Consider the following 16,110-nt stretch of genomic DNA (forward strand, 5'->3'; position numbering starts at 1 on the left):
CCGAGGCGGCTCCGACCCTGCGCACGTCACTGCAGGTGGAGCACGAGATACGCTCCAACGAATACTTTATTCAACCAAATGGTTGACTTACGAGAACTGGCAGACATACCCTTTTATCAACCCATTGGTTGAATGATTGTTTCGATTCAGATTCACAGGAGGCTCAAGTGGCCGATCAGCTGTCCAAGGTCTTCGCCGCTCTGGCCGACCCGACGAGGCGGGACATGGTGGCCAGACTCAGCGTCGCGGACTCGACGGTGAACGAACTCGCCGAACCCTATGACGTCAGCCTGCAGGCCGTATCGAAACATCTCAAGGTGCTCGAGGACTCCGGACTGGTCTCCCGCACCCGTGACGCCCAGCGCAGACCAGTCCACCTCGAAGACAATGTGTTCGATCTGATGACGAAATGGATCGAAAGATACAAGCAGCAGGCAGAGGAACGCTACCAACGCCTCGACGCGGTCCTCGAAGCGATGAACGCGGACGAGGTAGCGAACGACTCGGACTCCAGCGCCGCCTCGGCGAAGGGGTCCGAGGACACATCACCCCACAGAAAATCACGCAAAGGAGCATGACATGACCGCCACAGACACCGCAGCCGACTATTCGACTCTCAAGCTCGACGTCCCCGAGGGGGTGCAGACCGTCTCGATCACCCGCGATTTCGCCGCCTCACCGGACAAGGTGTTCCGGGCCCACATCGACCCCGAACTGTTCGTCAAGTGGTGCGGACCGGACTCGATCACGAACACGATCCGGGAATGGAATGCGACGACCGGCGGGAACTGGAGCTATGTTTCGAACGACGATCGCGGCGAGTACGCGTTCTTCGGCTCGTTCCACGAGGTGCGGGAGAACGAGCGCATCGTCCAGACCTTCACCTTTGAGGGCTTCCCGGACGCGGTCAACCTCGAGATCCTCACACTCACTGACCTCGGCGACGGGCGGACACGGCTGATGTCGACCTCAATCTTCGACTCGCTCGAATCCCGCGACGGCATGGTCGCCCCGGGTATGGAGCACGGCATCGTCGAGGGCTACAACAAACTCGACCGCCTCCTCGTCGAGGCCTAATTACTACGTGACGGGGGCTGAGCAACCTGGCGCCAGGTTGCTGAGCCGCCGTCAGGTAGTTGTGGGGCGTTCGGACGACTTGGCGATGTACAGGCACAGCTCGTTGATGCCGATGAGGAAGACACCGGAGCCCAGCAGGGCTGCACCCGGGACCTCGTACGCGAGGATCAGCAGGCTGATTCCCGCAACGACGAGCAGATAGCTCAATGCTGTCAGCAGCAGGGAGCGACGGGCGGGTTCCTGCAAGTTTCTGATCACCGTTCCAGTTGATGGGCTGGGCTGACTGGACCGTCATCACGTCCGACGAACCTTCAACGGGCGTCGTAACGGTGACGGGACCACTCAACAGTAGCGGGTCTCCGAGTCGATGTATCTCCCACAAAAGGATGAAATTCGCTCTCCAAGGCACCTGACGGCGGCTGAGCAACCTGGCGCCAGGTTGCTGAGCCGCCGTCAGGTAGTAGTTAGGGGCGTTCGGACATGGTGGCGAAGTAGGAATCGCGGCTGCGGCGCACGTGTCGGGCCATTGCCTCGGCGGATAGCTCGACCTGGCCAGCATCGATGGCAGCGATGATCTCGCGATGCTCCGGCCACGCCTGCGGGCCTCGACGCATGAGGTTGAGCGAGTACAGCCACTCGATCTTGCCGGAGATCTGACGCAGCAGGCTGATGAACGACAGGCTCCCGCTGAGCTCGGCGACCGCGAAATGGAATCGCATATTCAGCACCGCGAGGTCCTCAAAGCGCTCATCAGCGATGACGGCGTCGCCGGCCTCGAGGATCTCGTTGATCTCTGCGCGGATCTCCGACCACTTCGCATCATGCTCGCCGCCGGCACTGAGCTCGGCGGCCCGGCGGGCGGCGCGCTTCGCGGTCGCCGATTCGAGCACGATGCGGATCTCGAACAGATCCTCGGCATCCTCGGCCGGGGAGGGCGCGACAACCGAACCGCTGAACTTCCGGGACTCGACGAGCCCATCGGCCTCAAGAGTTCGCAGCGCTTCCCGAATCGGAATCCGCGACACTTCGTAGCGTTCGGCCAGGGCGACCTCACGCAGCTTGGTCCCGGGCTCGAGCTTGCCCTTGATGATGTCGGTGCGGATCTGCGCGGCGACATCCAGTGGCGCATCGTGCGAATCAGCCATGGTCATCTCCCCGCCGCATAACCCTGCGCTCCACGCGGATTCGCTCCTGCGCTCAGCCGCCCCGTCGCCGGATCCCGGGTCACGCACGACAGCCGACCGAGCTCCCACTCCCCCGCCCTGGTCACGTCATGACCGCGGTTGATGAGCCCGTTGATGACATCCTCGCCGAGGCGGTCCTCGACGACCGCCCCACCCGGAACCCAGGTGCGCGGCCAGAACGATCCCGCCAACGACGTCGTGTGCAGTGCCGGTGCGTCGATGGCCTCCTGCGCACGGTAGCCGCCGACGAGCATGCGCAGGATCAGCAGCAGCTGCCACTGTTCCTGCTGGTCACCGCCGGGTGAGCCGAGAGCGATGACCGGCTGCCCGTCTCGGGAGATCAAGGTCGGGGTCAATGTCGTGCGCGGACGCTTGCCCGGGCGCAGTGCCGAGGGGGCCGCCTCGTCGAGCCACATCATCTGCAGCCGGGTGCCGAGGCAGAATCCGAGTCCGGGGACGGTCGGCGAGGATTGCAGCCACCCTCCGGACGGGGTCGCCGAAATCATATTGCCCCACCGATCGACGACGTCGAGGTGACAGGTGTCGCCGTTGTTCACGCCGTTCTTCTGTACGGTCGGCTCCCCGATGCCGGCTTTGATCAGCGCTTCTTTGTCATCACCTTCGGGAACGAGGGGGGTGGTGAAGACGGGCGCCGCACCGTCCCGGCCGAGACCGGGCCGGAATTCCGCCGATGCCTGCTCAGTGATGAGTTCTCGTCGGGAGGCCGCATAGGAGTCGCTGAGCAGCCAGTCGAGGTCGACGTCGGCATCGCCGTAGTAGGTGTCACGGTCGGCCATGGCCAGCTTCAGCGCTTCGAGGATCGTGTGCGCTCCGCTCTCGGTCGACGGGTCGAGGCGGTCATCGTCGAAGCCCTCGAGGATCTTCAGAGTCTGCAGCAGCACCGGACCTTGACCCCAGGCACCGATCTTCGCGACCTGATATCCGCGGAAGTCGATGGTGACGGGATCTTCGAACCCAGCGTCGAACACGGAAATGTCCTTCAGAGTCATGACTCCGGCGTGGTCGCCTCCGGTCGAGTGTCTGTGCGCGGTGGTGATGAAGTCGGCGATCGCCCGCGCGACGAATCCGGACTTCCACTCCTGACGGGCCGCTCGGATCCGCTCCTCCCGTGTCGCAGTGCCGTCACCGGCGGCGATGAGTTTGCGCAGCACATCGGCGTAGGCGTGGTTGAACACCAGCTCGCCGGCATCGGGAACTCGGCCTTCGGGCATCCACTGTGCGACCGAGGTCGGCCAGTGCTCAGTGAAGAGTTCGCTGACCTTCGCGATCGCCCCGGCTGTTCGGGCGAGGATCGGATGCCCGTTATCGGCGTAGTCGATGGCGAAGTCGAGGACGTCGGCGAGCTCCCACGTCCCGTGGTGTTCGAGCAGGTTGAGCCACGAGTCGACGGCTCCGGGAACGGCGGCGGCGAGAGCCCCGGAGCCGGGGACCATATCGAGGCCCTCGCCGCGGAAATGCTCGATCGTCGCCGCGGCCGGAGCCGGCCCTTGACCCATCATCACCTGTGGCCGGGAAGGCTCGGCGGCGGTGGCGAAGATCCCGGTCATGTCACCTCCGGGTCCGTTGAGGTGGGGCTCGACGACGTGGAGGACGAAGGCTCCGGCGACGGTGGCGTCGAAGGCGTTCCCGCCGCGTTCGAGCACCGCCTGCGATGTTGCAGTGGCCAACCAGTGCGTCGATGCCGCCATCCCGAAGTGCCCCTCGAGGGTGGGGCGCGTGGTGAATGCTGGGGGCGGTGTAAAGGTCATGAGCGAAGTCCTTCGGCAGTGGTCAGCTGATCGTGGTTCGGCGTGCAAGCCGTGGTCAGCTGTCGATAACGACGATACCCGGACAATTCCGGTTGCCCCTCGATTGCATGCCAACCGTCACCTGATTACAGTTTTGTATACAAATTGCCCCTCATGGCGACATTCCGGCACTGCCGCCGGCTCCACTCGCCCGGAAAGGACACCATGACTCGTCGCCTCGACCTGGCCATGCTCCTGCTGCTGACCTTTTCGACCGGCATGGTAGACGCCATCGGCTACCTCGGCTTCGACAAGGTCTTCACCGGCAATATGACCGGCAACGTCGTCATCCTCGGCATGGGCCTCGCCGGCGCCGACGGCGTTCCCGTCCTCCGCCCCGCCCTCGCCCTCGTGTTCTTCATGGTCGGTGCGGCACTGTCCGGGCGCATCCTCGGCGACATCGGCGAGAACTGGCACCACCGGACGACCGCGATCTTCTCCGGCGTCGCCGTCGGCTGTGCCGCATTATCCGTCTACGTCGCGGTCGTCCCCGATCCCGAGATCGGGCTGGCCGGCACGATCTTCACCTCGGCCCTGTCCGCGCTCATGGGTGCGCAGGCCGCGGCAGCACGGAAGATGAAGATCGCCGACGTCACCACCGTGGTGGTGACCTCGACGATCGTCGGCCTCGCCGCCGATTCGAGCCTGGCCGGCGGTGACAACGTCCGCTGGATCCGCCGAGCCCTCGCCGTCGTCCTTATCCTCATCGGAGCGCTGGCCGGTGCCGCCACGCTCATGCTCAACCAGTGGATCGGCATCGCCCTCGTCGCCGTCATGATCGCCGCCGCAGCCGTGATCGGTCACCTCGGCGAGAAGAAGAGACGAACCCGCGCCGAGGCGGCCGCCGCCGTTGCCTCGAACGCCTGAGTTCCGTATTCGCCCAGTCGGGGCCGTGGTCGCAATCGACCACGGCCCCGATCTCACGGCGGCCCCATACCCTGGGCGTCAGCGCACGCCGAGCTTCTTCCACACCACGAGGATCGCCGCCACGCTCAGCGCTCCGGCAAGCAGCACCCAGTAAGCCGGGGCTTTCGCATCACCGGTGATGCCGATGAGCCAGGCCGCCACCAGCGGGGTCAGTCCTCCGAAGATGGCAACGCCGACGTTGTAGCCCAGTGACAACCCGGTCCCTCGCACCTCAGTCGGGAAGATATCGCCCATGACGCTGGCCAGCGGCCCGTAATAGGCGGCTTTCAGGATCGAGAAGATGACGACCACGACGATGAGCACCGTCAGCGCATTGGCCGCGACTACCCAGGTGAAGAGGACCCAAGTGAGCACCATGACCGCGAGCGCCGCCGGAATCATGAAGGTCAACCGTCCGACCTTGTCGCAGAAGTAGCCGGCGACCGGTGTGCAGAGGAACAGCACGAGTCCGGACACAAGCGTTGCCCAGAATCCTGCGGAGCTGTTCATACCGAGGTTGTCGACAGCGTAAGTCGGCACATACGTGATGAAGTAGTTGAGGCAGGTCGAGACAGCGATCGCACCGATCGCCAACAGCACCGCGAGTTTGTGATGTCGCAGCACCCCTCCGATTGCTGCTGCTTCCTTGGGCTTCTCAGCTTGGGCAGCGGCAAACTCGGGAGATTCGGGGACATGCCGACGTATGTAGAGTCCGACCGGGCCGACGAGGAGTCCGACGATGAATGGCAGGCGGAAGCCCCAGGTCTCGAGTTGCTCCTGCGTCAGCGTCGTCGTTACGGCCACACCGATGACGGAGGCGAGAATTGTCGACATCGCCTGCGAGGTGAACTGCCAGCTTGCAGCGAACCCTCGGCGATCGGGCAGGTGTTCGACCATGAGCGAGGTTGCCGAACCGAATTCGCCTCCGGCGGCAAACCCCTGAATGAGCCGCGCAAGCAGTATGAGCAGCGGCGCAGCCAGTCCGATGACATGAGCCGGTGGCATGAGCACGATCATCAGGGTGCCTGCGAACATCAGCCAGATCGTCAGCGTCAGTGCCGGTTTGCGTCCCTTCCGGTCAGCAAAGCTGCCGAGCACGATTGCTCCGACCGGGCGGATGAAGAAGGACAGAGCGAAAGTGCCCAAGGCCAGCATCACTGAGACCGCATGACTCTCGGAGGGGAAGAACGCCACGGAGATGTAGACGGAGAAGTACGCATAGACCGAGATGTCGTACCACTCGAGGGCGTTTCCGATCGAGGCCGCGGTGATGACCTTCCACGATTTCACCGGTTTGTTCTCAGCGGTATTCTGCGCTGACAGCTGTTCTGTCATGACTGGGCTCCTTTGCCTGCAGTGTGGTGGTGGGACGGCTTGGTTTTTTGCGACATGGGGTCTCCGACAGCTGGCGGGATCATTTCGAGGAGAACCAGTCGCCCGGACGCATGCGCATGTCCCAGAACATTCCCGTCATGATCTCCGCACCCTGCTTGAGGATCGATACCAGCGCATGCTCATTCGGTGCGTGCTGGTTGCATCCCGGGTAGGAATGCGGCACCCAGACGGTCGGCAGTCCGAGCACTTCGGCGAAGACATCGTTCGGGATGGTTCCCCCGAGGTTCGGCTCGACGGCGACGTCGAGTCCGGTCGTCTCGCGGATCGAGTCCACCGCTGCCGTGACGACTCGTGCTTCCGGGTCCAGACGTGTGGCCGGCATGCAGTGTTCGAGCTCGACCGCGACCCCATGGATCCCTTGTTCTTCGAGGAAGGTCCGGACCCGGTTCTCGAAATCGCTGACATCCGTGCCCACGACGTATCGCAGCTGCATGCTCGCCGAGGCGGCGCCGGGAATCGCGTTGACAACCTGAGTCGGGTCGCCCGCATCGAGGGCGAGGACCTCGAGCACATTGAACGCGAAGACCCGTTCAGCAGGGCTCAGGCCGGGCTCACCCCAGTCCGGATCGGTCTCCGGTGCACCTTCCTCGGCGATGTCAGGCAGCTTCGCCACTGCATCGAGCACCGAGGCGGGAGGATCGTCAGGGCGCAGTGCAGGGATCCGAATGACGCCGTTGGCATCCACCAGAGCGTTGATCGCGGCGGCGATGACCGTGGCCGGGTTCCGCAGCCGACCGCCCCAGTTGCCCGAGTGGTGGTCGCCGTCGCGCTCGTGGGCGATGAGCCGGAAATTCAGTGCCCCACGGGAGCCGAGGAACAGCGTGGGGACCTCGGCGGCGATCCGTGGACCGTCGGAGGCGAGGAAGAGCTCGGCCGAGAGGTCATCGGCATGTGCGGCCGCAAACGAGCGCAAGCCCTTGGACCCCGCCTCTTCAGCGGTCTCGATGAGGATCGTGATGTTGTAGCCGAGACTGGCTTCGCCGGTTCCGTGCTCTGCACGGAGGCCGTCGAGCACGGTCTTCAATGCCGCCGTGTTCACGCTGTGCTGGCCTTTGTTGTCGGCAGTGCCGCGGCCATACAGGCGGTCACCGTCACGAGTGAGCACCCAGGGGTCGAGGCCCTCGGCCCACTGCGAATCGTGGGCGAACTGCACATCGGCATGGCCGTAGAGCAGCACCGTGGGCAGCTTCGGGTCCTCGACGCGCTTGGTGATGAGAAGCGGGTGTTCGTCCGATTCCGGATTGTCGTGGATGGTCGAAACGAAATCGAGTTCGTCGAGTTCTGGAACCAGCTCTTCGCTGAGGTAGGCCAGCGCTGCCGGCCCGCCTCCGGGTGCTTGGCTTTCGGTGCGCCGGGCGACTCTGCGGGAGAGTCGATCGATGAAGTCTGCGCCGCGGACGAATTCGCCTGCACGCCGGGCAAGGTCAGTTCGGGTTTCGGGGGAATCTTCCGCACCCTCGCGGACAGTGTTCTCTGCGTTCATGACTGTCAGCATCGCCCAGCAGACGACTCGACAACACCCGGATCCGTCCACACCCAGGTGCGTTTCCCGCACCGAGGTGGTGCGTTTGCTGCACCACCGACGTACTCTGGAGTCGCACCCGGCCGAAGGACGACCACGATGACCGATCTCCGCAGTCTCAAGACCCTGCTAGCCGTCGTCGAATACGGGTCGATCCATCTCGCCGCGAGGTCGATCTTCATCTCGCACTCGACAGCGAGCCGTCAGATCAGGAGCCTGGAAGAGCATTACGGCACACAGCTCTTCGAACGGACGAGTGCCGGAGTCAATCCCACAGCACAGTGCCTGGCCGTCGCGGATTTTGCCCGCCGAACCATCGCCGAGTCGGAACTGCTCGCCGACTCGTTCGGGGAGTACTCGGGCGCGGTCGAAACAGTCTCGATCGTGACGAGCACCGGGTTGGGGCAGACCGTGGTGGCCGATGCCATCAACCGACTGATGCGGATGACTGACAGAGTTCAGGTCAGCATCATCGACCGCGGTTCGGTCGAAGCTCTGCAGGTGCTGCGGAACCGTCGGGCCGACCTGTGCGTGAATTTCTCGGTCTCCAGCCACGAATTCGGAACCTTACCGGGGGTCCGCAAAGTCGCCGAAGTGGAAGCGACGAACTTTGCGATTCTCGACGGACACCATCCGCTGGCTGACCGGTCCAGTCTTTTCATCAGCGATATGACGGACTTTCCTGTCGGAACACTTCCCGCCGGGAACACTGCTCGGATGCGCATCGAGCAGGCAGTCCGGGCCCAGGGGCAGGTCTTCTCCCCGTCACTTGAGGCCACATGTCCGGTTCTCATGCTGCGCTCTCTCGTGGGAACGTCGATGATCGCGATGATGGCCGGGCGAACCATTCCGACGAATCTCAATGCAGTTGGCTGCAAAGCGATTCCGATCGTCGATCCGGATATCGAATCGCGCTACATTCAGGTCCTCGAAGCCGATCCGCGCCGCGAATCCCACGGTCTCGATCTCGTAGTGGAGGCTCTGCAGAACAGTTTGTGAGATGTTCCGGGTTCTTCACATTCTTCTTCTCTTAGAACCGTTCATCCCCTCACTCGGAGGGGAATTCCGGAAGCAGGCGTGGGCCCGAACCGCTCGAGCCGAGCGCGTCATCGGGGTTGAGCACTCGGCAGCTGCGCAGTGAGACGCAGCCGCAGCCGATGCATTCGACGAGTTCGCTCTCCATCCGCTCGATCTCCTTGCGACGGGCTTCCAACTTGCCCCTCCAGCGCTCGCTGATCCGTCGCCAATCGGACTTCCCGGGCATCCGATCGGCAGGGAGATCCTCGAACACCTCGGCCACCTCGGCGAGGGGAATGCCCATCCTCTTCGCCACTTGGATCACCGAAACCCGGCGGAGAACATGACGGGCGTATCGGCGCTGGCCTCCAGCGGTACGGACCGAGGCGATCAGGCCCTGCCGTTCGTAGAAATGCAACGCAGAGACGGCGACTCCGGTTCGTGCAGCCACATCGCCCACGGACAGGATATCGGTCGGCGACGGCTTCTTGTCGCTCATGGACATTCTTTTTCCTCGCTCAGCAGAGACCTATTGACCTCAACTTAAGTTGAGGTTCTAGCGTAATCGATATGAGAGACGAACACGAGAGTGCGATTCCCGAACACCCCTCCGAAGGCGCAACCGCGGATGCCGCCGCAGCGCAGTCGACGGGCGGCTGGCGGGAACTCTTCAGCGCCGAGCATGCAAGCGCCTCCCTCGTCCTCGCCGGCGGCATCGCAGTGTTCGCGATGAACACCTTCGTCACGGCAGCCCTTCTGCCGTCGACGATCGCCGACATCGGCGGGCAGCAGTACTTCGCATGGGTGACCACGGCATTCCTCGTCGCCTCTGTGCTCGCCTCAATGCTCGTCGCCAGAGTGCTCGGTTCGATGGGCGCTGCGTGGTCGTACCTGCTCGCGTTCGGCCTCTTCGCTGTCGGCTCGCTCGGCGCCGCGCTCGCTCCTACCATGGAGCTGCTGGTGATCGCGCGGGTCGTTCAGGGACTCGGCGGAGGTCTGCTCGCCGGGCTCAGCTACTCGGTGATCCGCGATGCCCTGCCGAAGCGCCTTTGGACTCGCGCGACAGGACTGGTCTCGGCGATGTGGGGGCTCGGCACACTTATCGGCCCAGCCGTCGGCGGAGCATTCGCCCAGGTCGGGTACTGGCGCGGGGCCTTCGGTCTGCTGACGCTGATATCGGTTGTGCTCGGCCTTATGGCGCTGCGCAGCCTTCCCCTCGAGGCTTCCGGTCAACGGGACTTCGGCCGCCTTCCGATCCCCTCGCTGTCGCTGCTCGTCCTTGCCTCCGCTGCCTTCAGCATTGCCGCAGTGGTTCACACGGGCTGGCCCACGACGATCGCTCTTGCTGCAGGAGCGGCACTCATCATCACCTTCATCGCCGTCGATCGGACTTCCGCTTCTCCAGTCCTCCCACACATCACCTACCAGCGCGGCAATCCGCTCAAGTGGATCTACCTCGTCATCGGGATCCTCAGCTCCGCGGCGATGGTGGAGATCTTTCTGCCGAAGTTCGGTCAAGATCTCGTCGGCATGCCGCCACTGTTGGCGGCTGTGTTCGGCGTTAGCATCTCGGTCGGCTGGAGCTTCGTCCAGCTGTTCAGCGCGAGTATCGATGATTCTCGCACCGGCCGGAGGCTCATGACCCTCGGCCCCATCCTTGTGACCGCGGGGCTGGTCATCTACGCCGCGACTCAATTCGTCGACGCGGAGTGGATCGCTTGGGTCTGGGCCGTAAGTCTGGTGCTCGCCGGCTCCGGAATCGGCCTCGCCTTTCCGCACCTCAACGTCGCGGCGATGAGCAGCAGCGATGACCCCGTCGAAGGATCCAAGGCGGCCGCCGGGCTCGGCACCGCCGAGCTCATCAGCAACACGATCGCCTCAGCACTTGTCGGAGTGTTCGTCGCCGTCGGCGGTCCGGGCGCGACCGGTGCGATGACGATGGGTGCCGGCATCGCCTTCCTCGGCGGCATCGGCATCATCGGTACCGTGATGATCATGCGCGGCACCGAGGCGGCCGCCGCCGTTCCGTCAGATGTCTGAGCTCATGTTCCACCACTTGGATCTTCGGCGACACCGGCCCTGGCGCCTGACCATAATCGAGACATGAGCAATGGAGCCGAGACGACAGCACTGCAACAGCCGACCTTCCCGCTGAAGGCACCCGGAACAGCGGTGGTCCACGCGGGTCCACGGCAGAACCCCCGCATCGTCTCCGTCCGGTCCCGCTGCACCGAGCATGTCCTCGAACTGCAGGAGGGCGCGGACCTGTTCAGCGCACTCGAAGCATCCCTGACCGACTTCGTCGTTCCCGGCATCATGGCCGAGTTCGTCTCCGGACAGTTCGGCCATATCGACTATGTCCATCCGGCCTACGGCCCCGACGCCGAGCACCCGATGTCGTTCACCGAGGCATTCGCCGTCGACAGCCCCACGAAGCTTCGCCACGCATCTGCGACGATCGGCTTCCGTGAGGGCACACCGTTCTGCCACGTCCACGCCTCATGGACCGGTGCGGACGGCCAAACCAAGGGCGGCCACCTGCTCCCGGGCACCCTGGCAGGGCCGGCAGGACTGACGATCCGACTCTTCACCCTTCACGATGCGAAGCTGATCAGTGAGGTCGACCCCGAGACCGGGTTCTCAGCTTTCGCCCCGACGCCCACCGACCGGGCAGTGAGGAAGTCAGAACCGCCCGAGTCTTCGGGCTCCCCCGATGCCGTCGTCACCCGCATACGTCCCGGTGAGATCCTCGACGAGGCGGTCCTCGCCGTCTGCCGCGCCGCTGGCTTCGACTCCGCCGAGGTGGTCGCGAGTCTCGGCAGTACGACCGGAGCCGTGTTCACCGATGGCACCGCCCCGTGGCCGGCCGTCGAGTTCACCCATCTGAGCGGCGCCGTGACCGGAGCGCGAAACTCAACTCCACGGATCACCCTCTCCGGCGAAGTCGTCGACGTCGCCGGAGAGGTCAGCTCCGGCACCCTCAAGCCTCAAGCCAACCCCGTGGCCGTGACCTTCGAACTCTTCGTCCGCCGCACAGCCTGACCGGACACGTCGCCCAGCCAGACAGGTCCGCAGAGACAACGATCCCCGCACCATCCTGAGGATGATGCGGGGATCGTCCGTTCGAGCTCAGAACACTCAAACGCTCACGACATCACGGCCCCGCCGTCGACGCGGAGGATCTGTCCGGTCGTGAACGCGGCACCATCGGTGGCAAGGTAGGCGACCGCCTCGGCGATCTCATCCGGCTGGCCCATCCGATCGAGAGCCTGCCCTGAGGTGTCATAAGTCTGACCGACGGTGAGCGCTGATTCGACCGGCCCCGGTGCCACCGAATTGCAGCGGATGCCCTGGCGTCCGTATTCCTTGGCCACCCATTTCGTCAGGGCGATGATCCCGCCCTTGCTCGCCGCATATGCCGGTCCCGACCGTGCCCCGGCTTCTCCGTCGGAGACTGCTCCGCCGTTGATGCCCGAGATCGATGAGATGTTGATGATCGACCCGCGTCCCGCATCACACATGTGCGGGTGGACGGCGGCCTTGATGAAGTTGAACGTCCCACCCAGGTTGGTTTCGATATCACGCTGCCACTGCTCGGCGGTGATCTCATCGATGCCGATGCGCGCGGCCGTGCCCGCATTGTTGACGAGGATATCGAGACCCCCGAAGGTCGACGCGAACGATCCGACCGCAGCGGTCACCTCCTCGCCGTCGCGGACGTCGAGTGAGAACGCAGCAAACCGCTGATCCGGGTACTCCGTGGCCAACGACGCGGCAGCCTCCTCGGCGCCCTTGAGATCGACGATGCCGACGGAGGCACCCCGCCTGGCCAGCGCAGTGGCGATGGCCAGGCCGATGCCCTGGGCGGCGCCGGTGACCAGGGCCGTCTTGTTCGTGAGCAGATACGGTTCCATGTTTCTCCTTCGACAGAGTTGAGTGAGGCGTGAGATCCCCGGCCCGACCGAATGGCCGGGACCTGCCCGAGCCGACGCCCGCAGGCGCCGACTCCGACAGCCGACCGGCCCGAACTACCCGACCCCGAGCAGGTCAGGCAGCCAGTTCGAGATCGCCGGGATGTACGTGATGAGCAGCAGGGCGACGATCGCGCAGACGAGGAACGGCAGGATCCCGCGCACGACCTCCTCGAGTTTGGCCTTCCCGATGCCCGCACCCACATAGAGGTTGAGTCCGACCGGCGGCGTGAACAGGCCGATCGCGAGGTTGACGGTCATGAACACGCCGATCGTCGTCATGTCCACGCCTACACCGATGAGGATCGGCACGAGGATCGGGATGAACAGGTAGAACGCGCTGATCGCGTCGACGAAGGCACCGACGATGAGCAGGATGATCGTGATCGCCGCGAGGATGAGGTACTTGTTGTCCGTCACCCCCAGCACTGCCGTCGAGATCCGGTCGGCCACCCCTTCGACGGTGATGACGTAGGAGAAGAGGCTGGCCACGCCGACGATGAACATGATGACCGCGGTCGAGACCCCGGATTCGAGGAACACCTTCGGCATGTCCTTCCAGGTCAGCTCCCGGTAGACGAACACCCCGACGATGAGCGCGTACACGGATGCGACGGCTCCCGCCTCGGTGGGGGTGAAGACTCCGCCGTAGATCCCGCCGAGGATGATCACCGGAATGAGCAGCCCGGGGATGGCCTTGACCAGCGCGGTCATGATCTCGCCGAACCCGCCCTCGGGGTTGACCGTGGCTGTCGGATCCGCGGCGCCGACGCTCGATCCGGTGGATCCGGAATTCGCCGAGGCGGCCTTCCCGTTCGCCGTCAGCAGCTGGGTCTTGCTCCCTGCCGCGCTGTCACCCGAACCGCCGTTCCCGGCGGAGTCAGCACCGGCGGAACCGGACGCCGACGTTCCGGTCGACGTCGACCCCGTGACCGCCTCGGCGTCGGGCTTCGTTCTCACCGGCAGACCGGCGAGCTCACGCACCCTGGGGACGAACAGGGCGGCGATGAAGAACGCAACGGCCATGATGATGCCGGGCACGATGCCGGCGATGAACAGTCGGGAGATCGAGATCTTGCCGAACTCGGCGGCGACGACGGCGAAGATGATGAACGCGATCGACGGCGGCACGACGATGCCCATCGAACCGGAGGCCGCGACGAGGGAGACCGCGTGCTTCTTCTGGTACCCGTTGCGCACGAGCGCGGGGATGAGGATCGCACCGATCGCGGCCACGGTGGCCGGTCCCGATCCGGAGATCGCGGAGAAGAAGAACGCGGAGATGATCGTCACCGCGGCCAGGCCGTGGCGCAGGCGTCCGAAGATGAGGAACGCGAGGTCGACGAGTCGCTGCGAGATGCCCGTGTACTGCATGACGATGCCGGCGAGGATGAAGAACGGGATCGCCAGCAGCGTGCCCGAGCTCATCGACGGGAACATCACCGAGGGCACGACGTCGAGGACCTGCACACCGTCGGTGGTCACCAGGGTGACGACGGCGGAGAGGCCGAGGGCGAAGGCGACGGGGATCCCGAGACCGAGGAAGAGGAAGAAGCTGCCGAAGAGCAGAAGCGCGATCATTTCCGGCCTCCTTCGGAGTCGGTTGAGAATTCGGACGAGTCGATGGTCGGGGCGGCTTCGCTGGCGAGCCGCTCGACGACTGCCTCGGCGGAGGTGTCCTCGTGCAGTGCCGTCCGCAGGGCCTGGAGGCTGCGGAAGATTCCGAGCAGCCCGGCCAAGGGAATCGACAGGGTGAACAGCCATTGCGGGATCCCCAGCGACGGCGTCGCCCGGCCGCGCAGCCCCTGCGCGATGGTCATCTCGCCGCCCCAGATGAGGAGGACGGCGAGGAAGACGACGATGAGAGTGGTGCCGGTGATGAGCAGTGCCCGGCGGACACTGCCCTTCGCGTTCTCCACCAGGTAGGTGAACCCGAGATGCGCGCCGAGGCGGATCCCGACGACGGCTCCCATCATCGTGAGCACGACGAGGAGGTTGATGGTGATCTCCTCGGAGAAGGCCAGTGAGGCCTTGAAGATGTAGCGGGAGAGGACGTTGACGAAGGTGACGAGGACGATCACCATGAACGAGGCGATGACGACCCAGTCCTCGAAGAATCTGATGACTCTCATCTCACAGTCCTTTCGGGATGAACGCCTGGGACATGTCCGGTCCCCAGACCTTGCGGTATTCGCTGTAGATCGGACCCAGCTTGGCGCGGAAGGCGTCCTTCTCCTCATCGCTGAGTTCGTTGACCTCCATGCCTGAGTCGGCGAGTTCGGCGATGAGCTTCTCTTCGCCGTCCCTGTTCTTCTTGATCTGGAAGTCGTTGGCTTCGCCGGCCAGGCGGCTCACGAGCTTCTGGTCCTCCGGAGTCAGTGAGTCATAGAGGTCCTTGTTGATGCCGAGGACGAGCGGGTCATAGGAGTAGTTCCACAGCGTCAGGTACGGCTGGACTTCCTGCAGGTTCGCCGAGTAGATGACGTCGATCGGGTTCTCCTGCCCGTCGATTGCACCTTGCTGCAGGGCGGTGAAGACCTCGCCGAAGGGCATCGTCGTCGGGTTCGCGCCGAGTCCGCGGTAGAGGTCGGTGTACATGCCGAAGCCGGGGATGCGGAACTTCATGCCCTTCATGTCTTCGGGCGTGTGGATGGGCCGATGCGTGTTCGTCAGCTGCCGCATTCCGGATTCGCCGAAGCCGAGCAGGTGCACTCCGCGTTCGGCGAGGTAGTCGCCGTAGACGTCCCCGCCTTTTCCGGCGAGCGCCTTCTGACCGTCCTCGACGGAGTCGAAGACGAAGGGGGCGGTGACGGCACCGAAGCGCGGGTCGACGCCGGCGTAGATGATCGGCGAGTTGTAGGAGAAGTCCTTCGCCCCGTCCATGAGCTGTTCGACTCCGGCCGTGGCCTCACCGGCCGACAGCCGTTCGTTGGCGAAGACCTTCATGGTGATCCGTCCGTCGGTCTCCTCGTCGAGGTCCTTCGCGAATTTCTCCGCCGCGAGGTACCACGTCGAGGTCGATCCGGTCGTCACCGTCATCTTCCACCGGTAGCGCTGCTTTCCGTCGTCGGTGGTGCCGAAGTTCGTTCCGCACCCTGCCAGCAGCAGGGCGCACACCATCAGTACGGCGGACCAGACGAGCATGCTCCTCGTCGTCCGTGTTCTCGGCACCATTGCCTCCTTGATTTCCGTTATGTCACTGTCGTTGGGTTCGGTGGGGTCAGGCCCCG

General features: G+C 64.4%; 16 protein-coding genes. 6 read left to right on the forward strand and 10 right to left on the reverse strand.

What is annotated here, in order from left to right; genetic code table 11:
- Nucleotides 1-167 precede the first annotated feature (167 nt).
- Together ACU4IU_RS08030 and ACU4IU_RS08035 are read left to right on the forward strand one after the other, a co-directional pair.
- Nucleotides 168-578 (forward strand): ArsR/SmtB family transcription factor, encoded by a 411-nt coding sequence (locus tag ACU4IU_RS08030; protein ID WP_139906572.1) that lies wholly within the window; start codon nucleotides 168-170, stop codon nucleotides 576-578.
- 1 nt (nucleotide 579) lies between these two features.
- Nucleotides 580-1,077 carry an SRPBCC family protein gene (locus ACU4IU_RS08035; protein ID WP_446656389.1) on the forward strand — a complete coding sequence of 166 codons (498 nt, stop codon included), beginning with the start codon at nucleotides 580-582 and terminating at the stop codon, nucleotides 1,075-1,077.
- A gap of 51 nt (nucleotides 1,078-1,128) precedes the next feature.
- Here the strand turns inward: ACU4IU_RS08035 and ACU4IU_RS08040 are convergent, their stop codons facing one another.
- The 3 genes from ACU4IU_RS08040 to ACU4IU_RS08050 all read right to left on the reverse strand — a co-directional run bounded on the left by ACU4IU_RS08040 (nucleotide 1,129) and on the right by ACU4IU_RS08050 (nucleotide 4,030).
- Nucleotides 1,129-1,335, reverse strand: coding sequence for a hypothetical protein (locus tag ACU4IU_RS08040; protein ID WP_376905057.1), 207 nt, complete (start codon nucleotides 1,333-1,335; stop codon nucleotides 1,129-1,131).
- Nucleotides 1,336-1,541: 206 nt separating this feature from the next.
- On the reverse strand, nucleotides 1,542-2,222 hold the full coding sequence (locus tag ACU4IU_RS08045) for a GntR family transcriptional regulator (protein WP_139467799.1): 681 nt from the start codon (nucleotides 2,220-2,222) through the stop codon (nucleotides 1,542-1,544).
- A gap of 2 nt (nucleotides 2,223-2,224) precedes the next feature.
- Nucleotides 2,225-4,030, reverse strand: a complete 1,806-nt coding sequence (locus ACU4IU_RS08050) for a gamma-glutamyltransferase family protein (protein WP_139467798.1) — start codon at nucleotides 4,028-4,030, stop codon at nucleotides 2,225-2,227.
- A gap of 204 nt (nucleotides 4,031-4,234) precedes the next feature.
- Here ACU4IU_RS08050 and ACU4IU_RS08055 point away from each other — a divergent pair, with 204 nt between their 5' ends.
- Entirely contained in the window at nucleotides 4,235-4,936 is a 702-nt protein-coding gene (locus ACU4IU_RS08055; RefSeq protein WP_139467797.1) for a YoaK family protein, read from the forward strand.
- 78 nt (nucleotides 4,937-5,014) lie between these two features.
- Here ACU4IU_RS08055 and ACU4IU_RS08060 read toward each other — a convergent pair whose 3' ends face one another.
- Both ACU4IU_RS08060 and ACU4IU_RS08065 read right to left on the reverse strand, forming a co-directional pair.
- A complete protein-coding gene (locus ACU4IU_RS08060) occupies nucleotides 5,015-6,310 on the reverse strand; it encodes an MFS transporter (protein WP_139467796.1) in 1,296 nt (431 codons plus the stop codon).
- 79 nt (nucleotides 6,311-6,389) lie between these two features.
- Nucleotides 6,390-7,853: a M20/M25/M40 family metallo-hydrolase gene (locus ACU4IU_RS08065; protein WP_139467795.1), complete on the reverse strand. Its 1,464-nt coding sequence runs from the start codon at nucleotides 7,851-7,853 to the stop codon at nucleotides 6,390-6,392.
- A 138-nt stretch (nucleotides 7,854-7,991) separates the two neighbouring features.
- Between ACU4IU_RS08065 and ACU4IU_RS08070 the strand changes: the two genes are divergently transcribed.
- Complete coding sequence (locus tag ACU4IU_RS08070) at nucleotides 7,992-8,891, forward strand: LysR family transcriptional regulator (RefSeq protein WP_139906565.1); 900 nt, start codon at nucleotides 7,992-7,994, stop codon at nucleotides 8,889-8,891.
- A 49-nt stretch (nucleotides 8,892-8,940) separates the two neighbouring features.
- Here the strand turns inward: ACU4IU_RS08070 and soxR are convergent, their stop codons facing one another.
- Entirely contained in the window at nucleotides 8,941-9,408 is a 468-nt protein-coding gene (soxR, locus tag ACU4IU_RS08075; protein ID WP_139467793.1) for a redox-sensitive transcriptional activator SoxR, read from the reverse strand.
- A 71-nt stretch (nucleotides 9,409-9,479) separates the two neighbouring features.
- Here soxR and ACU4IU_RS08080 point away from each other — a divergent pair, with 71 nt between their 5' ends.
- Together ACU4IU_RS08080 and ACU4IU_RS08085 are read left to right on the forward strand one after the other, a co-directional pair.
- On the forward strand, nucleotides 9,480-10,949 hold the full coding sequence (locus tag ACU4IU_RS08080) for an MFS transporter (RefSeq protein ID WP_446656390.1): 1,470 nt from the start codon (nucleotides 9,480-9,482) through the stop codon (nucleotides 10,947-10,949).
- A 63-nt stretch (nucleotides 10,950-11,012) separates the two neighbouring features.
- The gene (locus ACU4IU_RS08085; protein WP_376905061.1) at nucleotides 11,013-11,951 is read left to right on the forward strand and encodes a PCC domain-containing protein; all 939 of its coding nucleotides are present in this window, start codon (nucleotides 11,013-11,015) and stop codon (nucleotides 11,949-11,951) included.
- A 104-nt stretch (nucleotides 11,952-12,055) separates the two neighbouring features.
- On the opposite strand, the gene ACU4IU_RS08090 is transcribed toward ACU4IU_RS08085, so the two are convergent.
- From ACU4IU_RS08090 to ACU4IU_RS08105, 4 genes are all read right to left on the reverse strand, one after another.
- On the reverse strand, nucleotides 12,056-12,823 hold the full coding sequence (locus tag ACU4IU_RS08090; RefSeq protein WP_376905063.1) for an SDR family NAD(P)-dependent oxidoreductase: 768 nt from the start codon (nucleotides 12,821-12,823) through the stop codon (nucleotides 12,056-12,058).
- Nucleotides 12,824-12,937: 114 nt separating this feature from the next.
- On the reverse strand, nucleotides 12,938-14,461 hold the full coding sequence (locus ACU4IU_RS08095) for a TRAP transporter large permease (RefSeq protein WP_446656391.1): 1,524 nt from the start codon (nucleotides 14,459-14,461) through the stop codon (nucleotides 12,938-12,940).
- Nucleotides 14,458-15,012 carry a TRAP transporter small permease gene (locus ACU4IU_RS08100; protein ID WP_139467788.1) on the reverse strand — a complete coding sequence of 185 codons (555 nt, stop codon included), beginning with the start codon at nucleotides 15,010-15,012 and terminating at the stop codon, nucleotides 14,458-14,460. Before ACU4IU_RS08100 ends, ACU4IU_RS08095 begins: the two co-directional genes overlap by 4 nt.
- Before the next feature lies 1 nt (nucleotide 15,013).
- The gene (locus ACU4IU_RS08105) at nucleotides 15,014-16,054 is read right to left on the reverse strand and encodes a DctP family TRAP transporter solute-binding subunit (RefSeq protein WP_376905065.1); all 1,041 of its coding nucleotides are present in this window, start codon (nucleotides 16,052-16,054) and stop codon (nucleotides 15,014-15,016) included.
- Nucleotides 16,055-16,110 lie beyond the last annotated feature (56 nt).

The organism is Brevibacterium sp. CSND-B09 (assembly GCF_052906525.1).